Annotated in this window: 19 protein-coding genes; 11 read left to right on the top strand and 8 right to left on the bottom strand. The window is 67.6% G+C overall.

What is annotated here, in order from left to right; translation table 11 throughout:
• The 8 genes from XM50_RS05375 (at position 1) to XM50_RS05340 (ending at position 10035) form a co-directional block, all read left to right on the top strand.
• Positions 1 to 1944, top strand: a complete 1944-nt coding sequence (locus tag XM50_RS05375) for a heme lyase CcmF/NrfE family subunit (RefSeq protein ID WP_046407991.1) — start codon at positions 1 to 3, stop codon at positions 1942 to 1944.
• A complete protein-coding gene (locus XM50_RS05370; protein ID WP_046407989.1) occupies positions 1941 to 2468 on the top strand; it encodes a DsbE family thiol:disulfide interchange protein in 528 nt (175 codons plus the stop codon). The genes XM50_RS05375 and XM50_RS05370 overlap by 4 nt, the downstream gene beginning before the upstream one ends.
• Before the next feature lie 17 nt (positions 2469 to 2485).
• Entirely contained in the window at positions 2486 to 2899 is a 414-nt protein-coding gene (locus tag XM50_RS05365) for a cytochrome c-type biogenesis protein (RefSeq protein WP_231621862.1), read from the top strand.
• Between the two features lie 79 nt (positions 2900 to 2978).
• The gene (locus XM50_RS05360) at positions 2979 to 3773 is read left to right on the top strand and encodes a glutathione S-transferase family protein (protein WP_046407986.1); all 795 of its coding nucleotides are present in this window, start codon (positions 2979 to 2981) and stop codon (positions 3771 to 3773) included.
• Positions 3774 to 3804: 31 nt separating this feature from the next.
• The gene (locus XM50_RS05355) at positions 3805 to 5160 is read left to right on the top strand and encodes a cytochrome P450 (RefSeq protein WP_046407985.1); all 1356 of its coding nucleotides are present in this window, start codon (positions 3805 to 3807) and stop codon (positions 5158 to 5160) included.
• On the top strand, positions 5160 to 5540 hold the full coding sequence (locus XM50_RS05350) for a hypothetical protein (protein ID WP_046407984.1): 381 nt from the start codon (positions 5160 to 5162) through the stop codon (positions 5538 to 5540). Before XM50_RS05355 ends, XM50_RS05350 begins: the two co-directional genes overlap by 1 nt.
• Before the next feature lie 83 nt (positions 5541 to 5623).
• Positions 5624 to 8221 carry a type I DNA topoisomerase gene (topA, locus tag XM50_RS05345; RefSeq protein ID WP_046407983.1) on the top strand — a complete coding sequence of 866 codons (2598 nt, stop codon included), beginning with the start codon at positions 5624 to 5626 and terminating at the stop codon, positions 8219 to 8221.
• Positions 8222 to 9054: 833 nt separating this feature from the next.
• Positions 9055 to 10035 carry an acyltransferase family protein gene (locus XM50_RS05340; RefSeq protein ID WP_186313880.1) on the top strand — a complete coding sequence of 327 codons (981 nt, stop codon included), beginning with the start codon at positions 9055 to 9057 and terminating at the stop codon, positions 10033 to 10035.
• On the opposite strand, the gene XM50_RS19500 is transcribed toward XM50_RS05340, so the two are convergent.
• Both XM50_RS19500 and XM50_RS05330 read right to left on the bottom strand, forming a co-directional pair.
• Complete coding sequence (locus tag XM50_RS19500) at positions 9919 to 11244, bottom strand: WcaI family glycosyltransferase (RefSeq protein WP_082102731.1); 1326 nt, start codon at positions 11242 to 11244, stop codon at positions 9919 to 9921. The two genes, XM50_RS05340 and XM50_RS19500, sit on opposite strands and share 117 nt — an antisense overlap.
• Positions 11245 to 11436: 192 nt before the next feature.
• Positions 11437 to 12048, bottom strand: coding sequence for an ankyrin repeat domain-containing protein (locus tag XM50_RS05330; protein ID WP_046407978.1), 612 nt, complete (start codon positions 12046 to 12048; stop codon positions 11437 to 11439).
• Between the two features lie 46 nt (positions 12049 to 12094).
• Here XM50_RS05330 and XM50_RS05325 point away from each other — a divergent pair, with 46 nt between their 5' ends.
• The 3 genes from XM50_RS05325 to XM50_RS05315 are packed head-to-tail and all read left to right on the top strand — an operon-like array spanning position 12095 to position 13868.
• Positions 12095 to 12676, top strand: coding sequence for an SCO family protein (locus XM50_RS05325; protein ID WP_046407977.1), 582 nt, complete (start codon positions 12095 to 12097; stop codon positions 12674 to 12676).
• Complete coding sequence (locus XM50_RS05320) at positions 12673 to 13104, top strand: YcgN family cysteine cluster protein (RefSeq protein ID WP_046407974.1); 432 nt, start codon at positions 12673 to 12675, stop codon at positions 13102 to 13104. The genes XM50_RS05325 and XM50_RS05320 overlap by 4 nt, the downstream gene beginning before the upstream one ends.
• A gap of 44 nt (positions 13105 to 13148) precedes the next feature.
• A complete protein-coding gene (locus XM50_RS05315) occupies positions 13149 to 13868 on the top strand; it encodes a M48 family metallopeptidase (RefSeq protein ID WP_046407972.1) in 720 nt (239 codons plus the stop codon).
• Here XM50_RS05315 and XM50_RS05310 read toward each other — a convergent pair.
• The 6 genes from XM50_RS05310 to pheS all read right to left on the bottom strand — a co-directional run bounded on the left by XM50_RS05310 (position 13826) and on the right by pheS (position 21845).
• The gene (locus XM50_RS05310; protein WP_082102728.1) at positions 13826 to 15955 is read right to left on the bottom strand and encodes a transglycosylase domain-containing protein; all 2130 of its coding nucleotides are present in this window, start codon (positions 15953 to 15955) and stop codon (positions 13826 to 13828) included. The two genes, XM50_RS05315 and XM50_RS05310, sit on opposite strands and share 43 nt — an antisense overlap.
• A gap of 143 nt (positions 15956 to 16098) precedes the next feature.
• Positions 16099 to 16494, bottom strand: a complete 396-nt coding sequence (gene msrB / locus XM50_RS05305) for a peptide-methionine (R)-S-oxide reductase MsrB (RefSeq protein ID WP_046407970.1) — start codon at positions 16492 to 16494, stop codon at positions 16099 to 16101.
• A gap of 58 nt (positions 16495 to 16552) precedes the next feature.
• The gene (locus XM50_RS05300) at positions 16553 to 17437 is read right to left on the bottom strand and encodes a class I SAM-dependent methyltransferase (protein WP_046407968.1); all 885 of its coding nucleotides are present in this window, start codon (positions 17435 to 17437) and stop codon (positions 16553 to 16555) included.
• Complete coding sequence (locus tag XM50_RS05295) at positions 17434 to 18309, bottom strand: aldose 1-epimerase family protein (protein WP_046407967.1); 876 nt, start codon at positions 18307 to 18309, stop codon at positions 17434 to 17436. The genes XM50_RS05300 and XM50_RS05295 overlap by 4 nt, the downstream gene beginning before the upstream one ends.
• A 52-nt stretch (positions 18310 to 18361) precedes the next feature.
• Positions 18362 to 20725: a phenylalanine--tRNA ligase subunit beta gene (pheT, locus tag XM50_RS05290; protein WP_046407965.1), complete on the bottom strand. Its 2364-nt coding sequence runs from the start codon at positions 20723 to 20725 to the stop codon at positions 18362 to 18364.
• 13 nt (positions 20726 to 20738) lie between these two features.
• A complete protein-coding gene (pheS, locus tag XM50_RS05285; RefSeq protein ID WP_046407964.1) occupies positions 20739 to 21845 on the bottom strand; it encodes a phenylalanine--tRNA ligase subunit alpha in 1107 nt (368 codons plus the stop codon).
• Positions 21846 to 21898 lie beyond the last annotated feature (53 nt).

The raw sequence follows: 21898 nt of genomic DNA, 5'->3' as shown, positions 1-21898 counted from the left end.
ATGATGGCGGAAGTCGGCCTCGCCGCCCTGTGGTTCGCCGCCGCGCTCGCGGCGATGCAATTGCTGCTCGCCGCGCTGGCGGTGAAGCGCGGCGACGATACGCTCGCCAGGGCGGTGCGCCCCGTCGCGATCGTCCAGGGCGGGCTGTCGCTGCTCGCCATGGCCGCGCTGATCGGCGTGTTCCTCCAATCGGACATGTCGGTCGCCTTGGTCGTGGCGAACAGCCATTCGGCCAAGCCGTGGCTCTACAAATTCGCCGGCGCCTGGGGGAACCATGAGGGGTCGATGCTCCTGTGGGTCACCATCCTCGGCCTGGCGGGCGCGGCGGTCGCCGCGCTCGAACGCCGCCTCGCCGAACGCACGCTGACGGCGACACTCGGCGCGCAGGCGCTGATCGCGCTCGGCTTCTACGCCTTCCTGCTTTTCGCCTCGAACCCCTTCGCGCGGCTCGCCAATCCGCCGGCGGACGGTCAGGGGCTCAATCCGCTGCTGCAGGACCCCGGCCTCGCCTTTCACCCGCCGACCCTCTACGCCGGCTATGTCGGCCTGTCGGTCGCCTTCTCCTTCGCGGTCGGCGCGCTCGTCACCCGCGATGTCGGCCCCACCTTCGCCCGCGCGATGCGCCCCTGGGTGCTCGCCGCCTGGGTGTTCCTGACGATCGGCATCACCGCGGGCAGCTATTGGGCCTATTATGAGCTCGGCTGGGGCGGCTGGTGGTTCTGGGATCCGGTCGAGAACGCCTCCCTGATGCCGTGGCTTGCCGCAACCGCTCTGCTCCATTCGGTTAGCGTGCTCGCCACCCGCGATGGGCTGCGCGCCTGGACGGTGATGCTCGCGGTGGTCGCTTTCTCCATGTCGATGCTCGGCACGTTCCTGGTCCGCTCGGGCATTCTGACGAGCGTCCACGCCTTTGCCGTCGATCCCGAACGCGGCCTGTTCATCCTCATCCTGCTGTCGCTCTACATCGGCGGCGCGCTGGCGCTCTTCGCGACGCGTATCGGTGTGGTGCGCGCGGGCAATACGTTCGAGCTATTGAGCCGCGAGGGGAGCCTGGTGGCCAACAACCTCCTCCTCTCGGTCATCCTCGGCATCGTCCTGATCGGCACCTTCTACCCGATCGTCGCCGCCGCGATGGGTACGCAATTGTCGGTCGGCCCGCCCTTCTTCGAGAAGGCGGCCGGGCCGATCGCGCTCATCCTTGTGGCGATCATGGCGGTCGGGCCGCTGCTACGCTGGCGCAAGGATGATGCGCAGGCGCTCCTGCAGCGGATGACCTGGCCGATCGCCGCCACCGTCTTCACCGCCGCGGCGCTGGTCGTGTTCGGCGGCGGGATCGGCATCATGCCGCTGATCGCGATCGCGCTGGCCGCCGGGCTCGCGGTGGCCAGCGTCGCGCCGCTGTTCGGCCGCAACCTGCGCCGCACGCCGCTGTTCGTCTATGGCATGGTCGTCGCCCATCTCGGCATCGCGGTCAGCCTCGTCGGCATGGCCGCGTCCTCGGCCTATACCCGCGAGACGCTGGTCGCCGCCGGCGTCGGGGAGCCGGCGCGCGTCGGCCCCTATCGTGTCACCTTGCGCGGTATCCGCCCGGTGATCGGCGACAATTGGACCGCGCTGGAGGCCCGGCTTGAGGTGCAGCGCGGCGACGGCCCGGTCACCTTCCTCGCCCCGCAATCGCGCTATTTCTCCAACCCGCCGACGACCACCAACGAAAGCGCGATCCTCACCAACGCGGACGGCCAGCTCTACACCGTCATCGGCCAGCCCGATGGCGCGGGCCGCTGGCAGCTGCGGCTGTGGTGGAAACCGTGGGTGACGCTGATCTGGTATGGCGGCGGGCTGATCGCGCTGGGCGGCGCGCTGTCGATCCTCGGCCACTGGCTGCGCGATCGCCGGCAGAAGAAGCGCGCGGACGAGGCGGCGGAGGCGCTCGCCTGGGCATGAAGCGCTGGCTCCTCTGGCTCCCGCTCGTCGTGTTCCTCGTCCTCGCCGGCTTCGCCGTACGTGAGCTGCGTCGGCCGAGCGACCGGACGGTCTATTCGGCGATGGTGGGAAAGCCCGTGCCCGACATCACCCTGCCGCCGATCGTCCCGGGCAAGCCCGGCCTCGCGCCCGCTGATCTCAGGACCGGCCAGCCGCGCCTCCTCAACATCTTCGCCAGCTGGTGCGTGCCCTGCATCGCGGAGGCGCCGCAGCTGATGAAGCTGAAGGCGATGGGCATTCCGATCGACGCCGTCGCGATCCGCGACACCGGCCCCGCCATCGCAACCTTCCTCGCCCGCCACGGTGACCCTTATCAGCGGATCGGCGATGATCGAGATAGCCAGGTGCAGCTCTCGCTCGGCTCCTCCGGCGTGCCGGAAACCTTCGTGATCGACGGGAAGGGCGTGGTGGTGAAGCAGCATGTCGGCGACATCCGCGACGATGACGTGGCCGCGCTGGCCGAGGCATGGCGCAACGCCCGGTGAGCGCGCTTCTGCCCCGCATGCTCGCCGCCCTCGCTGCCAGCCTGCTCGCGCTCGCCAGCCCCGCGACTGCGCAGACGCGTCCGCCGGCCGATTACGCCAACGTCCAGCTGCGCGATCCCGCCAAGGAGGCGGAGGCGAAGGCGCTGATGGAAACCTTGCGCTGCCTCGTCTGTCAGGGTCAGTCGATCGCCGACAGCGACGCCGACATGGCCGGCGACATGCGCAGCCTGGTGCGCCAGCGGATCGCCGCCGGCGACAATGCCACGCAGGTCCGCGACTGGCTGGTCGCCCGCTACGGCGATTACGTGACCTATGATCCGCCGATGAGCGCGGTCACCCTGCCGCTCTGGCTCACCCCGATCGCCCTGCTCGCGATCGGCATCTGGATCGCGCGGTCCAGCTTCCGCAGGCGCCGTCGCCGACACAAGTGAAAGTAGCGAAATAGGACTGGATTTGTCCGTCGCTGCCGCATAGCCTCTTCCACAACAAAAGTTATGGGGAGGGTGCGGCATGACCGTCACTTTGTGGGATCACCCGCTGTCGCCGTACGCGCAGAAGGTGAAGATCGCGCTGCGCGAAAAGGGCGTGCCCTTCGAAACGGCGGTGCCCGGCGGGATCGGCGTCGGCGGCGCGGCAGGGGATTTCCTCGCCGCCAATCCGCGGGCGGAGGTGCCCGCGCTGCTCCATGACGGCACCGCCATCTTCGATTCGACCATCATCCTCGAATATATCGAGGATTACTGGCCCGACCCGGCGCTGCTCCCCGCCACCCCCGCCGATCGCGCCCGCGTGCGGATGATCGAGGAGGTGGTCGACACCCATCTCGAAGCGGTGAACTGGGGCCTCAGCGAATTGCGCTGGTTCCGCCGCGCCGAGGGTCCGCTGGGCGAAAGCCTCGCCACCAAGGCAGCCGAGCAGATCCGCGGCTATCACGCCTGGCTCGAACGCGCGCTCGGCGATCGCCCCTGGTTCAACGGCGGCAGCTTCGGCTGGGGCGACCTCAGCGTCGTGCCCTACCTCAACGGCTCCGCCGGCCACGGCGTGCCGCCGGCGCCGGGGTCGAGGCTCGCCGACTGGCTCGCCCGCGCCAATGATCGCCCGTCGGTGCGCGACACCGTGGCCGATGCCGCGGCGACCGCCTCCACCGGCGGCATGGGCGATGTCGCGAAGCTCCTCGAACAGGGCCTCTTCAAGCGCGAATATCGCGACCACCGGCTCGAATGGATGGTGAAGTCCGGCGGGCTGGAGGTCGTCACCCAGGGCCTTGCCCGCGGCAATATCCGCTTCTCCCCCGATCTCACCTGACCCTCCCTCCGCCAGCCAGAGAAGACCGACCATGCATCTCGTCAGCGATCACATCATCGAGGGCCGGCAGGGCCCGACCTTCGACCAGGCATATCCGACGATCCCCGGCGCAGACCTCATCGACATCAAGCGCTTCACCGCCGGCCAGCCGTGGGACGATTTCCGCCGCATGCGCGAGGAAGCGCCGGTGATGTGGCATCCGATGCCGGGCAACGGCATCGGCTTCTGGGCGGTGACCAGCTATGATGGCGTGAAGCGCGTCAACGGCGATCCGGAGACGTTCAGCAGCGAGAAGGGCGGCATCCTGATGGCGCTCGGCCCGCAGGAAACGCGTCACCCGGTGCTCTTCTCCGCCTCGACCAACTCGATGATCAACCTCGACGGCCGCCCCCACCGGGAGCTGCGCCGCGAGCACATGCCCTATTTCACCGCCAGCTACATGAAGGGGCTGCGCGCCCGCGTCTCGGCCGAGGTCACCCGCCTGCTCGACACGATGGCCCCGCTCGGCAAATGCGACCTAGTCGAGAAATTCTCGCAACGCTTGCCGATCTTCACCCTGTGCGAAATGCTCGGCGTGCCGGAGGCCGACCGCGAGCGCTTCATCGGCTGGATCCACTTCCTCGAAATGGCGCAGCAGGTCGCGACCGAACAGGCGCAGCAGATCGCCAGCGGGGGCGAGCTCAGCCCGCAGATCCTCGCCTTCATCGAGATGTTCAACAAGAACATCGCCGAGATGTTCGAATACGGCCGCCACATGCTGGCCAAGCGCCGCGCCGATCCGCAGCCGGACCTGATGAGCGCGATCGCCAATGCCATGGTGGAGGGCGATCCGCTGCCCGATCCCTATCTCGACGGCGCGTGGCTGCTGATCGTGTTCGCCGGCAATGACACGACGCGCAACTCAATCTCCGGCGCGATGAAGCTGTTCACCGAAAATCCGGCCGAAAAGCAGCGGCTTCAGGCCGACGGCAGCCTGCTGACCAACGCCGTGCACGAGATCACCCGCATGGTCTCGCCGGTCATCTACATGCGCCGCACCGCGACCCGCGATACCGAGATCGAAGGGCAGAGGATCGCCGAGGGCGAAAAGGTCATCATGTATTACGGCGCGGCCAACCGTGACCCGAAGATGTTCCCCGATCCCGACCGCTTCGACATCACCCGCGCCAATGCCGAAAAGAACATCGCCTTCGGCCACGGCCCGCACATCTGCATCGGCCGCATGACCGCGCAGTTGCAGCTGGAGGAAGCGTACCGCCAGATCTTCGCCCGCTTCCCCGACATCCGCTGGACCGGCGACATGGACATCGCGCCCAACAATTTCGTCCACGCCGTCCGCCGGTTGGAGGTGGAATTCACCCCCGAACGCGCCGCGCAGGCCGCCTGATGGCCGGCGGCATCGCGGCGGCGGGCGTACCGCGCTGGATATCCTGGTGGTTCCGCGGCGCGGCAATCTTCGGCCTCGTCGCGCTGCTGCCGCAATATCTCCTGCCGCAGCCGGCGGGCGCGGAGCTGGTGGCCTATGGCTTCATCGGCACCGCCGCCGCCTTCCAGCTCGTCTTCTGGGTGATTGCCGGCGATCCCGTCCGCTACCGCCCGCTGATGCTGCCCTCGGTGGCGGAAAAGCTCGCGTTCGGCGTGCCCGCGCTCCTGCTCTTCGCCAACGGCAAGGTGCCGGCGCCCGTGCTGCTGTTCGGCGCGATCGACCTTCTCCTCGGCCTCGGCTTCTTCCTCGCCTGGCGTGCCATACCAATCCACCGCGCCTGAAATAGGGAGAACGCCGGCTTGACGGCGGGGGCCGGCGCTCTCCACCCTCGCGCATACGTGTGAGGATCACTAGTTAGGCGCCAATGCAGCTTGTAATTGTCGAATCGCCCGCAAAGGCGAAGACCATCGAAAAATACCTCGGCTCCGATTTTCGCGTTCTCGCGAGCTACGGCCATGTCCGCGATCTGCCGGCGAAGGACGGCTCGGTCGATCCCGACGCCGGCTTTGCGATGGAATGGGAAAATTACGCCGACAAGGCCAAGCAGCTGAAGGCGATCGCCGATCTCGCCAAGGATGCCGACCGCCTGATCCTCGCCACCGACCCTGATCGAGAGGGGGAGGCGATCAGCTGGCACGTCCAGGAAGTGCTGGCGAAGCGCAAGGCGCTGCCCAAGAAGGTCGACCGCGTCACCTTCAACGCCATCACCAAGCCCGCGGTGACTCAGGCGATGGCGAACCCGCGTGAGCTCGATACCGACCTGATCGATGCGTATCGTGCGCGCCGCGCGCTCGATTACCTCGTCGGCTTCACGCTCTCGCCGGTGCTGTGGCGCAAGCTGCCCGGCGCCAAGTCCGCCGGCCGCGTCCAGTCGGTCGCGCTTCGCCTGATCGTCGATCGCGAGCGTGAGATCGAGGCGTTTCGTGCGCAGGAATATTGGTCGGTCACTGCCGCCATGGAGCAGGACGGCACCCCCTTCACCGCCCGCCTCGTGCAATGGGACGGCAAGAAGCTCGATCGCCTGTCGATCGGCAATGAGGGCGACGCGCTGAAGGCCAAGGCCGCGGTCGAGGCCGGCCGCTTCACCGTCGAGCGGGTCGAAACCAAGCCCGCGACGCGCAACCCGCCGCCGCCCTTCACCACCTCGACGTTGCAGCAGGAGGCAGCGCGCAAGCTCGGCTTCTCCGCCGATCACACGATGCGGATCGCGCAGCAGCTCTACGAGGATGGCGCGATTACTTACATGCGTACCGACGGCGTGCAGATGGACGGCAGCGCCATTGATGCCGCACGCGGCGCGATCGCCAATCGCTATGACGCGAGCTACGTCCCCGACAAGCCGCGGCAGTATCAGACCAAGGCCAAGAACGCGCAGGAAGCGCACGAGGCGATCCGCCCCACGGACTTCGGCCGCGATCGCGTCGGCTCGGGCGACCATGCCCGCCTCTACGACCTCGTCTGGAAGCGCGCGCTCGCCAGCCAGATGGCCTCGGCGCGGATGGAGCGCACCACCGTCGACATGGCCGACGGGACGGGACGCAACGTGCTGCGCGCGACCGGCCAGGTCGTGCTCTTCCCCGGCTATCTCGCGCTCTACGAAGAGGGGCAGGACGATAGCGCGGACGAGGATGCGAAGCGCCTGCCGCGGATGCGCGACGGCGATTCCCCGGCCAAGAAGTCGGTCGACGCCGAACAGCATTTCACCCAGCCGCCGCCGCGCTTCTCCGAAGCCTCGCTGGTCAAGCGCATGGAAGAGCTCGGCATCGGCCGCCCCTCGACCTACGCCTCGATCATCAAGACGCTGAAGGATCGCGCCTACGTCCGCGTCGAGAAGAACCGCTTCTTCGCCGAGGAGAGCGGGCGGCTCGTGACGGCGTTCCTCGAACGCTTCTTCGAACGCTATGTCGGCTATGATTACACCGCCGAGCTTGAGGAGGAGCTGGACGACGTCTCGGGCGGCCGCGCGCAATGGCAGGCGGTGCTCGAAAGCTTCTGGCGCGATTTCAAGCCGCGCACCGCCGAGGTGATGGAGTTCAAGCCGAGCGAAGTCACCGAACAGCTCGACGCCTTCCTCGCGCCCTATCTCTTCCCCGATCGCGCGGACGGCAGCGATGCACGGCTGTGCCCCAATTGCGGCAATGGCCGGCTCGCGCTGCGCGGCGGCCGCTTCGGCGCGTTCATCGCCTGCTCCAACTATCCCGAGTGCAAATACACCCGCCGCTTCGCGCAGGCGGGTGCCGAGGCCGGCGACAGCGGTGAGCCCGAGCAGCTCGGCCATGATCCGGAAACCGGCCTTCCTGTCGAGCGCAAGTCGGGGCGCTTTGGCCCGTATATCCAGCTCGGCGAGGGCAAGGACGCCAAGCGCGCCTCGATTCCCAAGGATGTCGGCGAGCTCGATCTGGAAATGGCGCTGAAGCTCCTCAGCCTGCCGCGCACGATCGGCCAGCACCCCGAAACGGGCAAGGACATCGTCGCCTCGATCGGCCGCTACGGCCCCTATCTGCAGCATGACGGGAAGTACGCCCGGTTGCAGAGCACCGCCGACGTGTTCGAAACCGGCATGAACGCTGCCGTGGTGAAGCTCGCGGAGGCCGCCGCCGGCGGCGGCCGCCCCCAGCGCGGCTCGCGCGAACCGCTCAAGGTGCTGGGCAAGCATCCGCGCACCGAGGCGGAGCTGAAGCTCATGGAGGGCCGCTACGGCCCCTATGTCACCGACGGCGAAACCAACGCCACTCTGCCCAAGACGATCGCGCCCGATGCACTGACGCTGGAGGAGGCCGCGCAGCTCATCGACGCGCGCGCCGCCATGCCGAGCAAGGGCAAGGCCAAGAAGAAGGCGCCCGCCAAAAAGGCCGCACCCAAGAAAGCCGCCGCCCCGAAGACCGCGGCCGCAAAGAAGGCACCGGCCGCGAAGACGGGCGCCAAGAAGACGGCCGCCAAGAAGGAAGCCGCGGCGGAATAAACACCGGCCGGCCGGCCCCTGCCCCGCAGGGCCGGCCGTTCCGGCGCGGGAAAAACCCTTCCCATGCAAGAAAGGTCACCCCGCCGCCGCGCCGATCGGCAAACGCCCGATCCGCGTCCGCTGCCCCGCGAAGCTGCCCCGCTCCGGGCATGATCCTCTGAAGAGCTACGGCGCTCGCGACCAGGATCGAAGTCGGCGGACAGCCGACCCCGATCCACGCAGCCCGACCCGGCCCGGCGGCCCGCCTTCCCTCGGCACGCCCGCGCTCTTGCATCTACTTGCGCCGCCCTGCGCTGCTGCCACGCGCCCGTGACAGGAAATCGGGCCGGCAGGCTCGACACCGCGCTGGCAATTGGCGTCCTACGCGTCGTCATCGGACAACGCACACCCGATCCGCGCAGCGCTACCCGACACCGGGCCCACCCGCCCTCGCCACCTACGCCCGCTCTTATCTGCATTCGGGCCCGCGCGGTAGCTACGCGTCGCGCGATAGGGGGTCGGCTCCGCGGGATCGTCACGCCGCATACGGTCGCAACCTCGCCGTCGCCGCCACTCATCCGCGCGGCCCAGCCCGGACCAACCCAGCCCAAACCGGCGACCCGCCGGGCCTCACCGCGCCCGACCGCCTGCATCTGCTTTGGCCGCCCCCACGGCTGTCACCCTCTTATGAGGGACGGATCGGCTGGCGCGGTTCGTCTCGCGCGAGCGGATCGTCGCGGTGGCTATCGGCCAGCTCCCCCCTACCCGCGCCCGTCGACGCAGCGGCCCGTCCGGGCGCGCCATACAGGCACGCATCCGCTTGCGCTGGCTTGCGCGGCTGTTACGCTCCGATGATGGGGGATCGGATCGGCTGGCTCGATACGGCGCGCGCGATCGGCATCGTCGCGGTCGTCATCGGTCATTTCACCAGCGATCCCGCGGTGCGCGCGGCGATGTTCCATTTCCACATGCCGCTGTTCTTCATGCTGTCGGGCATCGTCTTCGGCACGCCCGCCCCCGCGCGCCTAATTCGCCGCCGCGCGGCGACCTTGCTCCTGCCCTATGCCGCCTGGCTGCTGGTGATCGCGCTGTCCGACGCGGCGATCGCGGCGGTCGCCGGGCATCGGGCCTATCTGCCGTGGGATCATCCCCCGGCGGCGCTCGCCCGGTTGCTGCTCGGCGGCACGTTCCTCGTCGCCCCGTTCGGCATCTTCTGGTTCGTCACCTGCCTCTTCGTCACTCAGATCCTCGCCGCCCTCGTGCTGCGGCTGCCCGCGCGCTGGCTCCCCGCCACCGCCGCTGCGGCCCTCGCCGCGGCGTTGCTGATGCCCGCCCTCCCCAATCCCTGGGGGATCATCAGCGTGCCGCTGGCGCTGTTCTTCTTCCTCGCCGGCATCCTCCACCACCGTCACGCCGACCGGCTTGGCGGGCCGCTGACGCTCGCAGCGATCGCGCTCGCGCTCCTCGCGCCGCTGTCGCGCCCGCTCGACCTCAAGGTCGCGGACGCCGGCACGCCGCTCTTCAGCATCCTCGCCGCGCTCGGCCTGTGCCACCTGATCCTGCTGGCCGCGCGCCGGCTTCCCCGCTCGCCCGCCATCGAACGGCTCGGTCAGGCCAGCCTCGTCATCATGTATGTCCACCTGACGCTTTATTACGCGTTGCGCGACGTGCTCAGCGCGCCGCTGCTCGTCCCCCTCGCCCTTGGCCTCGGGGTAGCCTTATGGATGCTGCTGGACCGGTTCGATGCGACCCGCTGGCTGATGCTGGGCAAAGCGCGGCCGAATGACTCCGCCAACAGGCCGGTTGTACCCCGCCTCCACCACGAGCGTGCGTAATTCGCGGCCAAACTGCTCCAGGATTTCGCGCTTGTCCCAGCGCGCCGCGGCAAGCCGCCGTCCCGCCGCCCCCATCGCCGCGCGCCGCACCGGATCATCGATCAACGACGCGATCGCGTCCGCCAGCGCGCGCGCGTCATGCGGCGGCGTCAGCAGCCCGGCCCCACCCAATTCTCCAGCAATTCCCGTACCTTCGTCCGCCGTGGCAATCACCGGCCGCCCCGACGCCAGCATGTTGGGCAGCTTTGACGGCAGCACCAGATCCGCCGCTCCCGCGATCTGCGGCAGTACATGCACACTCGCCAACGCCAGAAGATCGCCCAGCAGTTCGGTCGGCTGCAGGTCATGGATCATCACCCCACTCCCCCGCGCCGCCTCCTCCAGCGCTGCCCGGTTGGCGCCATTGCCGCAGATCACGAACTGGATATCGGTCCGCCAGCCAAGCAGCCGGGCCACCTCGACGACGAGCTCAACGCCTTGTTTTGCCGCTATATTCCCGGAATATAGCACCACATGCGGCCGCCCGATGCGCCATTCGCGACGATAGGGCGACTCAGCCTCCGCCCGATGGACGACCGCCGGATCAGCCCAGTTCCTGAACTCGAACACGGCTGCACCGCGCCCCAGCTTCGCCGCGAGCCGCTCGCACATCGCCGGCGAAATGCTGCTCACCCGGTCCCCCGACAGCGCCCAGCGCTCGACCGCGCCCAGCAGCGCGGCGGTTCGCCGGCCACCCGGCAACTGCCCCGTCGCCAGCGCAACCTCGAGCTCGAGATCCTGGACATGGATCCACAAGGGCCGCCGCACGCATGTGGCGACGAGCCGCGCCACCGCGGTCGACAGGATCGATGGCGCAATTGCGACAATCACGTCGGGCCGCCGGCGCCAGCACGCTCGCAGCATCGCCCAAGTCGCTAGCAGGGCGAAGCTCAGATGATGGAGGATGCGTCGCCAACCACGCGGGACCGAGGGCACGAAGTGCGGCAGCCGTGTCACGGCAACCCCGCCCTCGCACCGGTGCGTCACCTTGTAGTGGGAGTAGCCCGGCAGCACCGACCAATGCGGGTAACAGGGCGTGCCACAGATGACACGAACTTCATGGCCATCCGCCAGCATTTCGGCCATGCCGCTGGTATAAACAGCAATGCCGACCGGTTCGGGCGCGTAATTGTGACCGAGCACAAGGATGTCGAGCGGCGTCTCGGTCATCGGATCTGACCAAAGTCAAAGATCAGGCGCTGGCGTGCCCCCGCCGCCCCCGCGTCTCCATTGCCCATCAAGCTGCCCCCCGGCGCCGTTGCTTCGGCAGGGGCAAGCTTCACTGATTACTGACAAATGTCCAGAGCGGATTAACCATCTTCGTGCGGCAAGGAAATGCGAGCAATTCTGCTCCTTGTGATGCTAGAACTTCGGGCCCGCAACTGCCCGAACCGCCCGCTTCGGCTTTTCATCGATCAGCTTTGCGATTGCTGGGGACCGCGCATCCGCATGGGCGTAATCACGCGCCGACATCCCGGCGATATTGTCGGTCTGGTCGGGGTTTGCGCCCGCGGCAAGCAGGCTGCGGACCATCGGCAGATCACGCTTCTGCACCGCGCGGATCAGCGGCGTCTCGCCCCCGCCATTGCCCAAGTTGGGGTTGGCCTTGTTCGCGGTCAGCACGTCGACGATCGCGTTCTGGCCATATTGAACCGCCAGCAGCAGCGGCGTGTCGCCGCGGCCATCGCGCATGTTGGGATCGGCGCCACGCTGCAGCAGGAAGCGCAGGTACGTCGAGTCACCGCGCTTCACCACGATGTGGAGGGCCCCTTCGCCGGTCGTGATGTCGCGCGAGTTGACGATCCGCTGCCCGGGCTGGTCGAGCATCTTCACCACCGTGTCGCCATCGGCTTTGCGCACCGCTTCCAGGAACTTGTAGCCCTGCGACTGCTGCTGCGCAGCGGCCGGTACGGCGGCGGTGATCAGGAGGGGAACGAGCAGGCGGCGCAGCGTCTTCACAGGCAGAAGGTCCATCCGATGGTTGCGATCGCGGCCTTAACAGATCAAGGCTGGCGATGCCATGAACGTCCGCCTTCTCATCAGCCTAGCCCCCCTCGCCCTCCTCGCCTGCTCGCCCGCCGCGACCCCGACGCGCCCGCCGCTGGAAGGCGCGCGGATCGGTGGACCGATGAGCTTGATCGATCAGGATGGGAAACCGTTCAGCGATCAGGCGCTGAACGGCAAATATCGCATCGTCTATTTCGGCTACACCTTCTGCCCCGACGTCTGCCCGGTCGACGTGCAGAATATCGGCGCCGGCCTGAAGCTGCTGGAGAAGAGCGATCCCGCGCTCGCCGCACGGATCGTGCCCGTCTTCATCACCATCGACCCGGAACGCGACACGCCCGCGGTGCTCAAGCAATTCGTCTCCGCCTTCCACCCGCGGATGATCGGACTGACCGGCACGCCGGAAGAGATCGCCAAGACCGCAAAGGATTACGCGATTTTCTACCAGCGTGGTAAAGGCACGTCCGGCGGCTATCTGATGGATCACAGCCGTCAGGCCTATCTGATGTCCCCGGACGGCAAGCCGCTCGCGCTGCTGCCGCAGGAGGGACCGCCACAGGCTGTCGCCGACGAGATCAAACGCTGGGCCGAATGACGCGCTTCTGGGAAGACACACCGCTCCACAAGCTTGACCGCGCGCAATGGGAGGCATTGTGCGACGGCTGCGGCAAATGCTGCCTGCACAAGCTTGAGGACGAGGAAACGAACGAGCTTTACCCGACCAACGTCGCCTGCCGCCTGCTCGACCGGCGCACCGGTTTCTGCTCGAACTACAAGCACCGGCATGCCTATGTGTCGGAATGCGTGCGACTTTCGATGCGCAATGTCGACGCGATCGAGTGGCTGCCCTCGACCTGCGCCTATCGCCTGCGGCTGCATGGCGAGCAGCTGCCCGAATGGCATTACCTCGTGTCCGGTGATCGCGAGGCGGTGCATCGTGCGGGCGAATCCGTGCGCGGCTGGACGATCAGCGAAGATGACGCCGGCGAACTGGAATATCACATGGTCGATCGCAAGCTGTGAGCGGATCGTCTCGGCCGGGTAGGCCGGGAGACGCTGGATCATCGATGGCGCAGAACGCCCACCTTGCCGATCCAGGAAACGCGATCGAGGTGGTTCGGCACCCGACCGCCCGGCGCGTGAAATTGAGCTTCGACCCGCTGAGCGGCCGCGTCCGCCTGACCATCCCGAAACGTGCCTCCGCCGCAAAGGCACTGTCCTGGGCAATGGGCTATGGCGACTGGATCGCGGCTCAGCGCGCCCGCCTTCCCCAGGCCCGCCCCTTCGAGGATGGTGGTCAATTTCCGTTCGACGACGACCTGCTCACCATTGCCTGGCAACCCGGCTGCTCGCGGATCGTGCGGCGCGAGGGCGACCTGCTGCTCCTCTCGGGGCCGCCCGAAACAATCGCGCGCCGCGTGGAGACATGGTTGAAGCGCGAGGCGCTGTCATTGCTGGAGGCGGACACGCGTCTTTATGCCGATCGCGCCGGCATCGCTGTGGAGCGCGTTTCGATTGGTGATCCTCGCGGGCGGTGGGGCAGTTGCAGCAGCACGGGCGCGATCCGCTACAGCTGGAGACTGGCGCTCGCCCCCGTGGCGGTACGCCGTGCAACCGCGGCGCATGAAGTGGCGCATCGCATCCACATGGATCATTCGCCCGCGTTCCACGCGCTGGTCGAGCAGCTATACGGCAGCGACCCGACGCCACATCGCCGATGGCTGCGCACCCATGGAGCGACACTTCACTGGTATGGTCGTTCCTCGACGGGCGGCGGCGCCGGGTAGCGACGCTCGCCGCGGGGCTCCCGCGCGGGCGCGCGCGGGTCCCTGCCGGTCACGCGGTCGATCCAGTCCTGATCCAGCCGTTGCGGCGGCGCGGGCTGGACCGGATCGCCATCCTCGACCACCGGACGCTCGGCGCGCGGCGACGGACGCTCAATGCCGCGGCCATAATCGTCCTCCGGCAGCGGCACCGCGTCGCTGGGCAGCGGCTCCCCATTGTCGTCGACAAAGACGCTGTTGTCCGGCTCCCCGAAATAGCTCTCCTCATCGGGTTCGAGCTGCCATTCGGGCAGGGTCACTTCGGTCTCGAACTGCTCGATCGGACGATTGGCCACCGCCTTGGTCATGAACTGGGCGAAGGCGCGGGCCGGCGCGGCGCCGCCCTGCAAGCCGCCGATCGGCCTGGCGTCATCCCGGCCCATCCACACGCCCGTCGTCAGGCCGGAGGAGAAGCCGAGGAACCAGCCGTCCTTGGAGGATGAGGTGGTACCGGTCTTGCCCGCCACCGGGCGGCCGATCTGCGCCGCGCGGCCGGTACCGGTATTCACCGCCGTCTGCAGCAGGTCGGTCATCTGCGCCGCCACATAGGGTGCGACCAGGACGCGGCTGCGATCGACCTCATGCTGATAGATAACCTCGTTGTTCGCCGTCACCTTGGTGATTCCGTACGGCATCACAGCGACACCCTTGTTCGCGACACTGGCAAACGCCCGGGTCATGTCGATCAGGCGCACGTCCGACGTGCCGAGCACCATCGACGGCTGGGTGTTGACTGGGGTCGTGATGCCGAAGCGGCGCGCCATGTCGGCGACGGTGGTGAAGCCGACCTGCTGGCCAAGCCGCGCCGCAACGGTGTTGAGCGAATAAGCAAAGGCGGTCCTCAGCGTCACCTGCCCCGAATAGCGGCGCGAGCTGTTGCGCGGGCTCCATCCGTCGATCGTGATGGGTTCATCCACCACCGTCGTCTCCGGCGTCATCCCAGCCTCGAGCGCGGCAAGATAGACGAACAGCTTGAAGGCTGAGCCCGGCTGCCGCTGCGCCTGAGTCGCGCGATTGTAGATCGACGACACATAATCCTTGCCGCCCACCATCGCGCGCACCGCGCCATCGCGATCGAGCGAGACCAGCGCGCCCTGCGCGCCGCCCGGCGCATTGGCGCGCACCGCGGCATCCGCCGCGCGCTGCATGTTGAGATCGAGCGTGGTCCACACCTCGAGCGGCTTTTCCGTCTCGTCGATCAGCAGCTCGAGCTGAGGCAACGCCCAGTCGGTGAAATAGCGCACGCTGTTCTGCTTGGGCTCGGGCGCGAGCTTGACCGCCTGCGGATCGGCCTCGGCCGCCTCCGCGGCGCTGATCACGCCATTCTCGGCCATGACATTCAGCACGACCTGTGCGCGGTCCACCGCGGCCTGCGCGTCAGCGGTCGGCGAATAGTTCGACGGTGCCTTGACCAGCCCCGCGATGATCGCCGCCTCGCTCAGCGTCAGGCGATTGGCGCCATGGCCGAAGAACTTGCGCGACGCAGCGTCGATGCCATAGGCGCCGCCGCCATAATAGACCTTGTTCAGGTACAGTTCGAGCACTTGTTCCTTGGTGAACTTGCGCTCCATCGCGAGCGCCAGAATCCACTCGCGGAACTTGCGGCCGAACTTCTTCTGATTGTTAAGGAAGACGTTGCGGGCGAGCTGCTGCGTGATCGTCGACCCGCCCTGCACCCAGCGACCGCGATCAAAGCGCACCTTCACCGATCGCGCGACTCCGATCGGGTCGACGCCGAGATGGCTGTAGAAGCGCTTGTCCTCCACCGCGATCGTCGCATCGCGCATGATCCGCGGGATGCGATCGAACGGCAGCCATTCGCCATAGCTCGGCCCGATCGACACCAGCACAGTGCCGTCGGCGGCATGGACCCGGATCATCTGGCCATTGGGCGAGGATTTCAGCTCATCGAAGGAGGGCAGCTGCGTCCGCGCGATGTAAACGGCGGTGAGCAGCGCACCAAAGGCAACGACGGCCAGCGCGATCAGGATCTTGATCGCGATCGACAGGCGTCGACGCCAGGGCGAGCGGGGAACGGGGCGACGGGCCATCGGATGCGATCTGGCGGATAGTAGCTTAGGCTGGGCTTAACAAGATGAAGGCGTCCACCGCAGCGAAAGAACAGGCTGGCGCCAAATATTTCGCTGGCGGAACGGTCACACGGCGGAAAACATGCGCCGCCGTGTGCCGGCGATTACTTGCCGGGACGGAAATCCAGGCTGACGGAATTCATGCAATAGCGAAGGCCGGTCGGCGGCGGACCGTCGGGAAAGACATGCCCAAGATGGCTGTCGCAGCGCGCACAACGCGATTCGATCCGCACCATGCCATGGCTGGTATCCCGGTGATCAGTCACTGCATCGGGCGCAATCGGCTGGGTAAAGCTGGGCCAGCCCGATCCCGAATCATATTTGTCGGCACTGTCGAACAATTCCAGCGCGCAGGCGGCGCAATGGTAGATGCCGTCCGCCTTGTAATCATTGTACTTGCCGGCAAACGCCCGTTCGGTGCCCGCTTCGCGCAACACATGATATTGTTCGGGGGTCAGCCGCGCTTTCCATTCGGCTTCCGACAGGTTCAACTGATCCATGGGCCATTCGTCTCCGTGATTGATCCTGAATCTGGGATCGCCAGATGCAGGGTACAAGTCAGTCGTTCGACCAGCGCGCCCAGATCGCGGTTGGCAGCACCAGGCCGCGTGCTTCCTCGCGCACGCCAAGCTCGCCGCATTCGACGGTGCCGGGCAGGTCGGCGAAGGCCTGGCGAAGCATCTCGCCGATCGCCAGCGCGGACATGCGCACGGCATAGGCCGTGAGGAACAGGGCGCGCGAATTCGCGTCGAGCAACTGGCGGCAGTCGGCGATCAGGGCCGGGAGATGCTCCTCCAGCCGCCAGATCTCACCGTCCGGTCCGCGGCCATATTTGGGCGGATCGAGCAGGATCGCGTCATAGCGGCGGCCACGGCGGACCTCGCGAGCGACGAACTTCGCAGCGTCGTCGACGATCCAGCGCACCGGGCGGTCGGTCATGCCCGACAACTTGGCGTTGGCGCGCGCGGCATCGACCGATTTTTTGGACGCATCGACATGGACCATCTTCGCGCCCGCGGCGGAGAGCGCGAGCGTGCCGACGCCGGTATAACCGAACAAATTCAATGCCTCAGGCTCAGCCACGCCGTCCAGCTGCTCACGTAGCCAGGACCAGACCGGCGCCATGTCGGGGAAGAAGCCGAGGTGACGGAAGGGTGTGTTCTGCGCGGTGAAGCGCACGGTACCGGGGCCGACGCCCCAGGCGAGCGGCCAGCCGTCTCGCGGGACAGGACGGGTATAATGCCACTGACCGCCACCCTCCTCGTCGCTGCCGGGAATGAATTCCCCGTGCGATTTCCAGTCGTTACTGGCCGGGGCCCAGAGCGCCTGCGGTTCGGGGCGGATGAAGCGATAGTCGCCGTAGCGCTCCAGCTTGCGACCATGGCCGCAATCGACGAGGCCATAGTCGCCCCAGGGTTCACCGATGAGCGTGTCGAGTTTCATGGGAGAAAAGTTACCGCCATGCTGATGTGCTTGGAACCGCCAGGCGGGACCAGGAAAATGCCGGGTTTGTCGGCGAATTCACCGACATAGCCCTCCGGATCGGCGATGCCGTGCCAAGGTTCGACGCAGATGTAGCGGGCGCCGGGCTTGGTCCAGATGCCGAGCATCGGGGTGTCCGGAAAGTCGATGCGCAGGTGCGGCCCGCCGGGCGCGCCATAGGTGACGCTGGAAGAGCGGACTTGGTCCCACACCAGGGCGTCATGCACAAACAGGTCGTCGGCGAGGTGGAGCGTCCGGCCGTCCAGCGGGGATGGGAGCGAACCGGCCTTGATCGTGCCGTCATCGGCGATGGGCCGGACGCCATCCGGCTCATTTTGGCCGAATGTGACGACGTGCTGGCCACGTTCTCCGCCGCCCGGCAGCGGCCAGGCGAAAGCGGGGTGAAAACCGAAGCTCGCCGGCATGTCCTGCGCGTTCGGATTGCTGATGACGATGTCGGTGTGCAGCGTCGCGCCGTCGAGGCGGTAGGTCGCGTCGAGCGTAAAGGCGAAGGGGTAATGGTCGCGCGTCTCGTCGCTTTCTGCCAGGCGGAAGGTCGCGTGCGTCGGGCCGCGATCGATCAGCGCGAAGGGCAGGCGGCGGGCGAAGCCGTGCTGCTTCATCGGATAGTCGCGGCCCTGGATGCGGATCACCTCGCCCGCTGGCTTGCCGACGACGGGGAAGAGCAAGGGCGCACGCCCGGTCCAGAAAGCAGGATCGGCGTCGGTCATCAGCTCGCGGCGGGCGGCGTCCTTGAGCGAGGACAGCTCCGCGCCGAGCGGGTTGATCGCAGCCGACAGATGGTCGTTCGCGATGGTGATCCAGTCGGCCATGCTCGCCTCCCTCACAATCCCGTCTCCCCGGAGCAGGGATGACGGACATGTATCAGCCCCGGAGCGAGGCGCCCAGTTTGGCGGCGGCGGCGACGACCTTGTCGGCGATCGCCTTCAGCTCGGCCTCGACGAACGCCTTGTCGCCCGGTTGCAGCACGACCTCGACCGCCATCGAGGTTTCGCCGTCCTTGGTGAAGACGTCGAACACGCGGGCGGAGACGATCGCGGCCTTGTCCGCGCCCTTTACCGCACGCGCCAATGCGTCGGCGGCGACGCCATCGGGGACCAGGAAGGCGAAGTCACGGCGGACGGCCTGGAGCGCAGGCGGCGTATAGGCCGGGCGCATGAAGCCGCCCCCGCCCTTCGGCTCGCGCTTGGCCGGGATCGCATCGAGATACAGCTCCACCGCGGCGACGCCGGCGTCGAGATCGAACGCGCGGGCGACATTGGGGTGGAGGATGCCGAAGGCGGCAAGCACCGTCTTTGGCCCAAGCCGCAGCGTGCCGGACTGGCCGGGATGCCAGGCGTCACCGGCTTCACCGAACACCTGCAAATTGTCGACCGGTGCGCCGGCGGCGGCGAGCAGTGCCAGCGCCTCCGTCTTGGCGTCGAAGGCATCGAAGCCCTGCGCCTTGCCCGTCTGCCAGTGCCGCGCGCGGCGGTCGCCGGCGAGGATCAGGCTGAGCGTCGGGCGCTCCTTGTCGGCGAGATAGCGGCGGCCGATCTCGAACAGGCGGATCGTGCCGGCCCCGCGCCGCACGTTGCGCGCGGCAGCCGACAGCAGGCCGGGCAGCAGCGACGGGCGCATGACCTTCAGGTCCTCGCTGATCGGATTGGCGAGCGTGAAGGCGCCGCCACCGAAGGGCGCAGCCTCGGCTTCCGAAATGAAGCTCCACGTCACCGCTTCGTCGAGGCCGCGTGCGGCAGCGGCGCGGCGGACGCGGCGCTCCAGCTTCTGCTCCGGCGTGGCGGTCGGCGTCGCGACACCCGGCGCGCGCGGCAGCGGCACGGAGGGGACGTTGTCGATGCCCTCGATGCGGATCACTTCCTCGACCAGATCGGCCGGGCCGTCCACATCTCTTCGCCAGGTCGGCGGGGTGACCTGCCAATCGTCGCTGACGGTGAAGCCGAGCGACTGAAGGATCGCGCGCTGCCGCTCCGGCGCGACGGCCAGGCCGCCGAGCGTTTCGGCGCGGGCGGGATCATAGGTGTAGCTGCGTGTGCCGAGCGGTGCCTCGCCCGCGCGGGTGATGCCGGTCGGCTGGCCACCGCACAGGTCGAGCACGAGGCGGGTGGCGATCGCGAGGCCATCGTCGAGGAAGGCCGGGTCGACGCCGCGTTCGAACCGCTGGCGCGCATCGCTGGTCAGCATCAGCTTCTGGCCGGTGCGGGCGATATGCTCGGGATCGAAAAAGGCGCATTCGATGATGACGTCGGTGGTCGTGTCCGACACGCCCGATTCCTCGCCGCCCATGATGCCGCCAATGTCATGGACATGGGCATCATCGGCGATGACCGTCATCGTCTCATCAAGCGTGTAGGTCTTGCCGTTGAGGGCAAGGACCGTCTCGCCGGCCTTTGCCTTGCGCGCGACGAGGCCGCCGGAGAGCTTCGCCTTGTCATAGACGTGCAGCGGGCGGCCGAGATCGACGGTGACGTAATTGGTGACGTCGACCAATGCCGAGATCGGCTTCTGACCGATCGCGCGCAGCCGCTTCGCCAGCCATTCGGGCGAGGCGCCGTTGCTGACGCCGTTCACGCCTTGCGCGAAGAAGGCCGGGCAGCCGGCGGGGTCATCGGTGCGCACGTCGGGGCCAGCACCTTCGCCGGCAACCGGCGCAACGCTCAGCGGCTTCAGCGTGCCGAAGCCGGCGGCGGCGAGATCGCGCGCGATGCCGCGCACGCCCATGCAATCCTGCCGGTTGGGCGTGATCGACACATCGATGACCGGATCGTTGAGGCCCGCCCATTCGGCATAGACTTCGCCGACCGGCGCGTCGGCGGCCAGTTCGATGATCCCGTCGTGATCGTCGCCCAGCTCCAGCTCGCGCGTGGAGCACATCATGCCGTTCGATTCGACGCCGCGGATCGCCGCGACCTTCAGCACCATGCCGTTCGCCGGCACGGTCGCGCCGGGCGAACCGAACACGCCGACGAGGCCGGCGCGGGCGTTGGGCGCGCCGCACACGACCTGCAACGGGCCGTCACCCGCGTCGACCGACAGCACCTGAAGCTTGTCCGCCTGCGGATGGCGTTCGGCGGTCAGCACCTTGGCGATGCGGAAGGCGGCGAGCTTTTCGCCCGGGTTCTCGACCCCTTCGACCTCAAGGCCGATGCGGGTGAGGCCGACGACGATCTCGTCCAGCGAGGCCGAGGTTTCGAGGTGATCCTTGAGCCAGGAAAGCGTGAATTTCATCTCTATCGTCCGATCACGCCGCGCCGACGCCGCCCGACAGGGTCGGGACGTCGAGGGCGGAGAAGCCATAATGCTTGAGCCAGCGGATATCGCCGTCGAAGAAGGCGCGTAGATCGTCCATGCCGTATTTCAGCATGGCGAGGCGATCGATGCCGCAGCCAAAGGCGAAGCCCTGCCATTCGTCGGGATCGAGCCCGCAGGCGGCGATCACCTTGGGGTGGACCATGCCGCTGCCCAGCACTTCCATCCAGCCGCCGTTGGGCACGTCACCGCCGCCGCCGATCACGCGCTTGCCCTTTTGCAGCGTGTAGCCGACGTCGACCTCCGCCGAGGGTTCGGTGAAGGGGAAATAGCTGGGGCGCAGCCGCAAAACGATGTCGTCACGCTCGAAGAACGCCTTGAGGAACGTCTCCAGCGTCCATTTCAGGTGACCCATGGTGATGCCCTTGTCGATCACCAGCCCTTCGACCTGGTGGAACATCGGCGTGTGGGTCGCGTCGCTGTCGCTGCGATAGGTGCGGCCGGGCGCGATGATTCGGATCGGCGGCTTGTTCGCCAGCATGGTGCGGATCTGCACTGGCGACGTGTGGGTGCGCAGCAGGCGGGGCCGCTCGCGGTCCTCGGGCACATGATCGCCAGCAAGGTAAAACGTGTCGTGCATCGCGCGCGCCGGATGGGTTTCCGGAATGTTGAGCGCGGTGAAATTGTGCCAGTCGGTCTCCATCTCCGGGCCGGTGGCGACCGCGAAGCCGAGATCGGCGAAGATTTCCGCCAGTTCGTCCATCACCTGGCTGACCGGGTGGATCGTGCCGGCGAGCGGCGCATCCACCGGCAACGTCATGTCGATCCGCTCGGCGGCGAGCTTCGCCTCCAGCGCGGCGGCCTCCAGCGTGGCCTTGCGGTTGGCAATCGCGTTGGTGACGGCCTCGCGCAGGCCGTGGATCGCGGGACCCTTCACCTGGCGTTCCTCGGGGCTGAGGCCGCCCATCGACTTCAGCAGCGCGGTGACCCGGCCCTGCTTGCCCAGCGCGTCGACGCGCACGGTTTCCAGCGCCTCGAGCCCGGCCGCGGCATCGATCGCGGTCAGCAGGTGCGTCTTCAGGTCGTCAATCTCGGTCATGCTTTCCCGTTCCGTCATTCCACCCCGCCACATCGTCATTCCCGCGGAGGCGG

Source organism: Sphingomonas sp. Ag1 (genome assembly GCF_000980895.1).
In the GTDB taxonomy this organism is placed as follows: Bacteria; Pseudomonadota; Alphaproteobacteria; order Sphingomonadales; family Sphingomonadaceae; genus Sphingomonas; species Sphingomonas panaciterrae.
The sequence above is the reverse complement of the archived record's forward strand: the minus strand, read 5'-3'. Positions and strand labels throughout refer to the sequence as shown.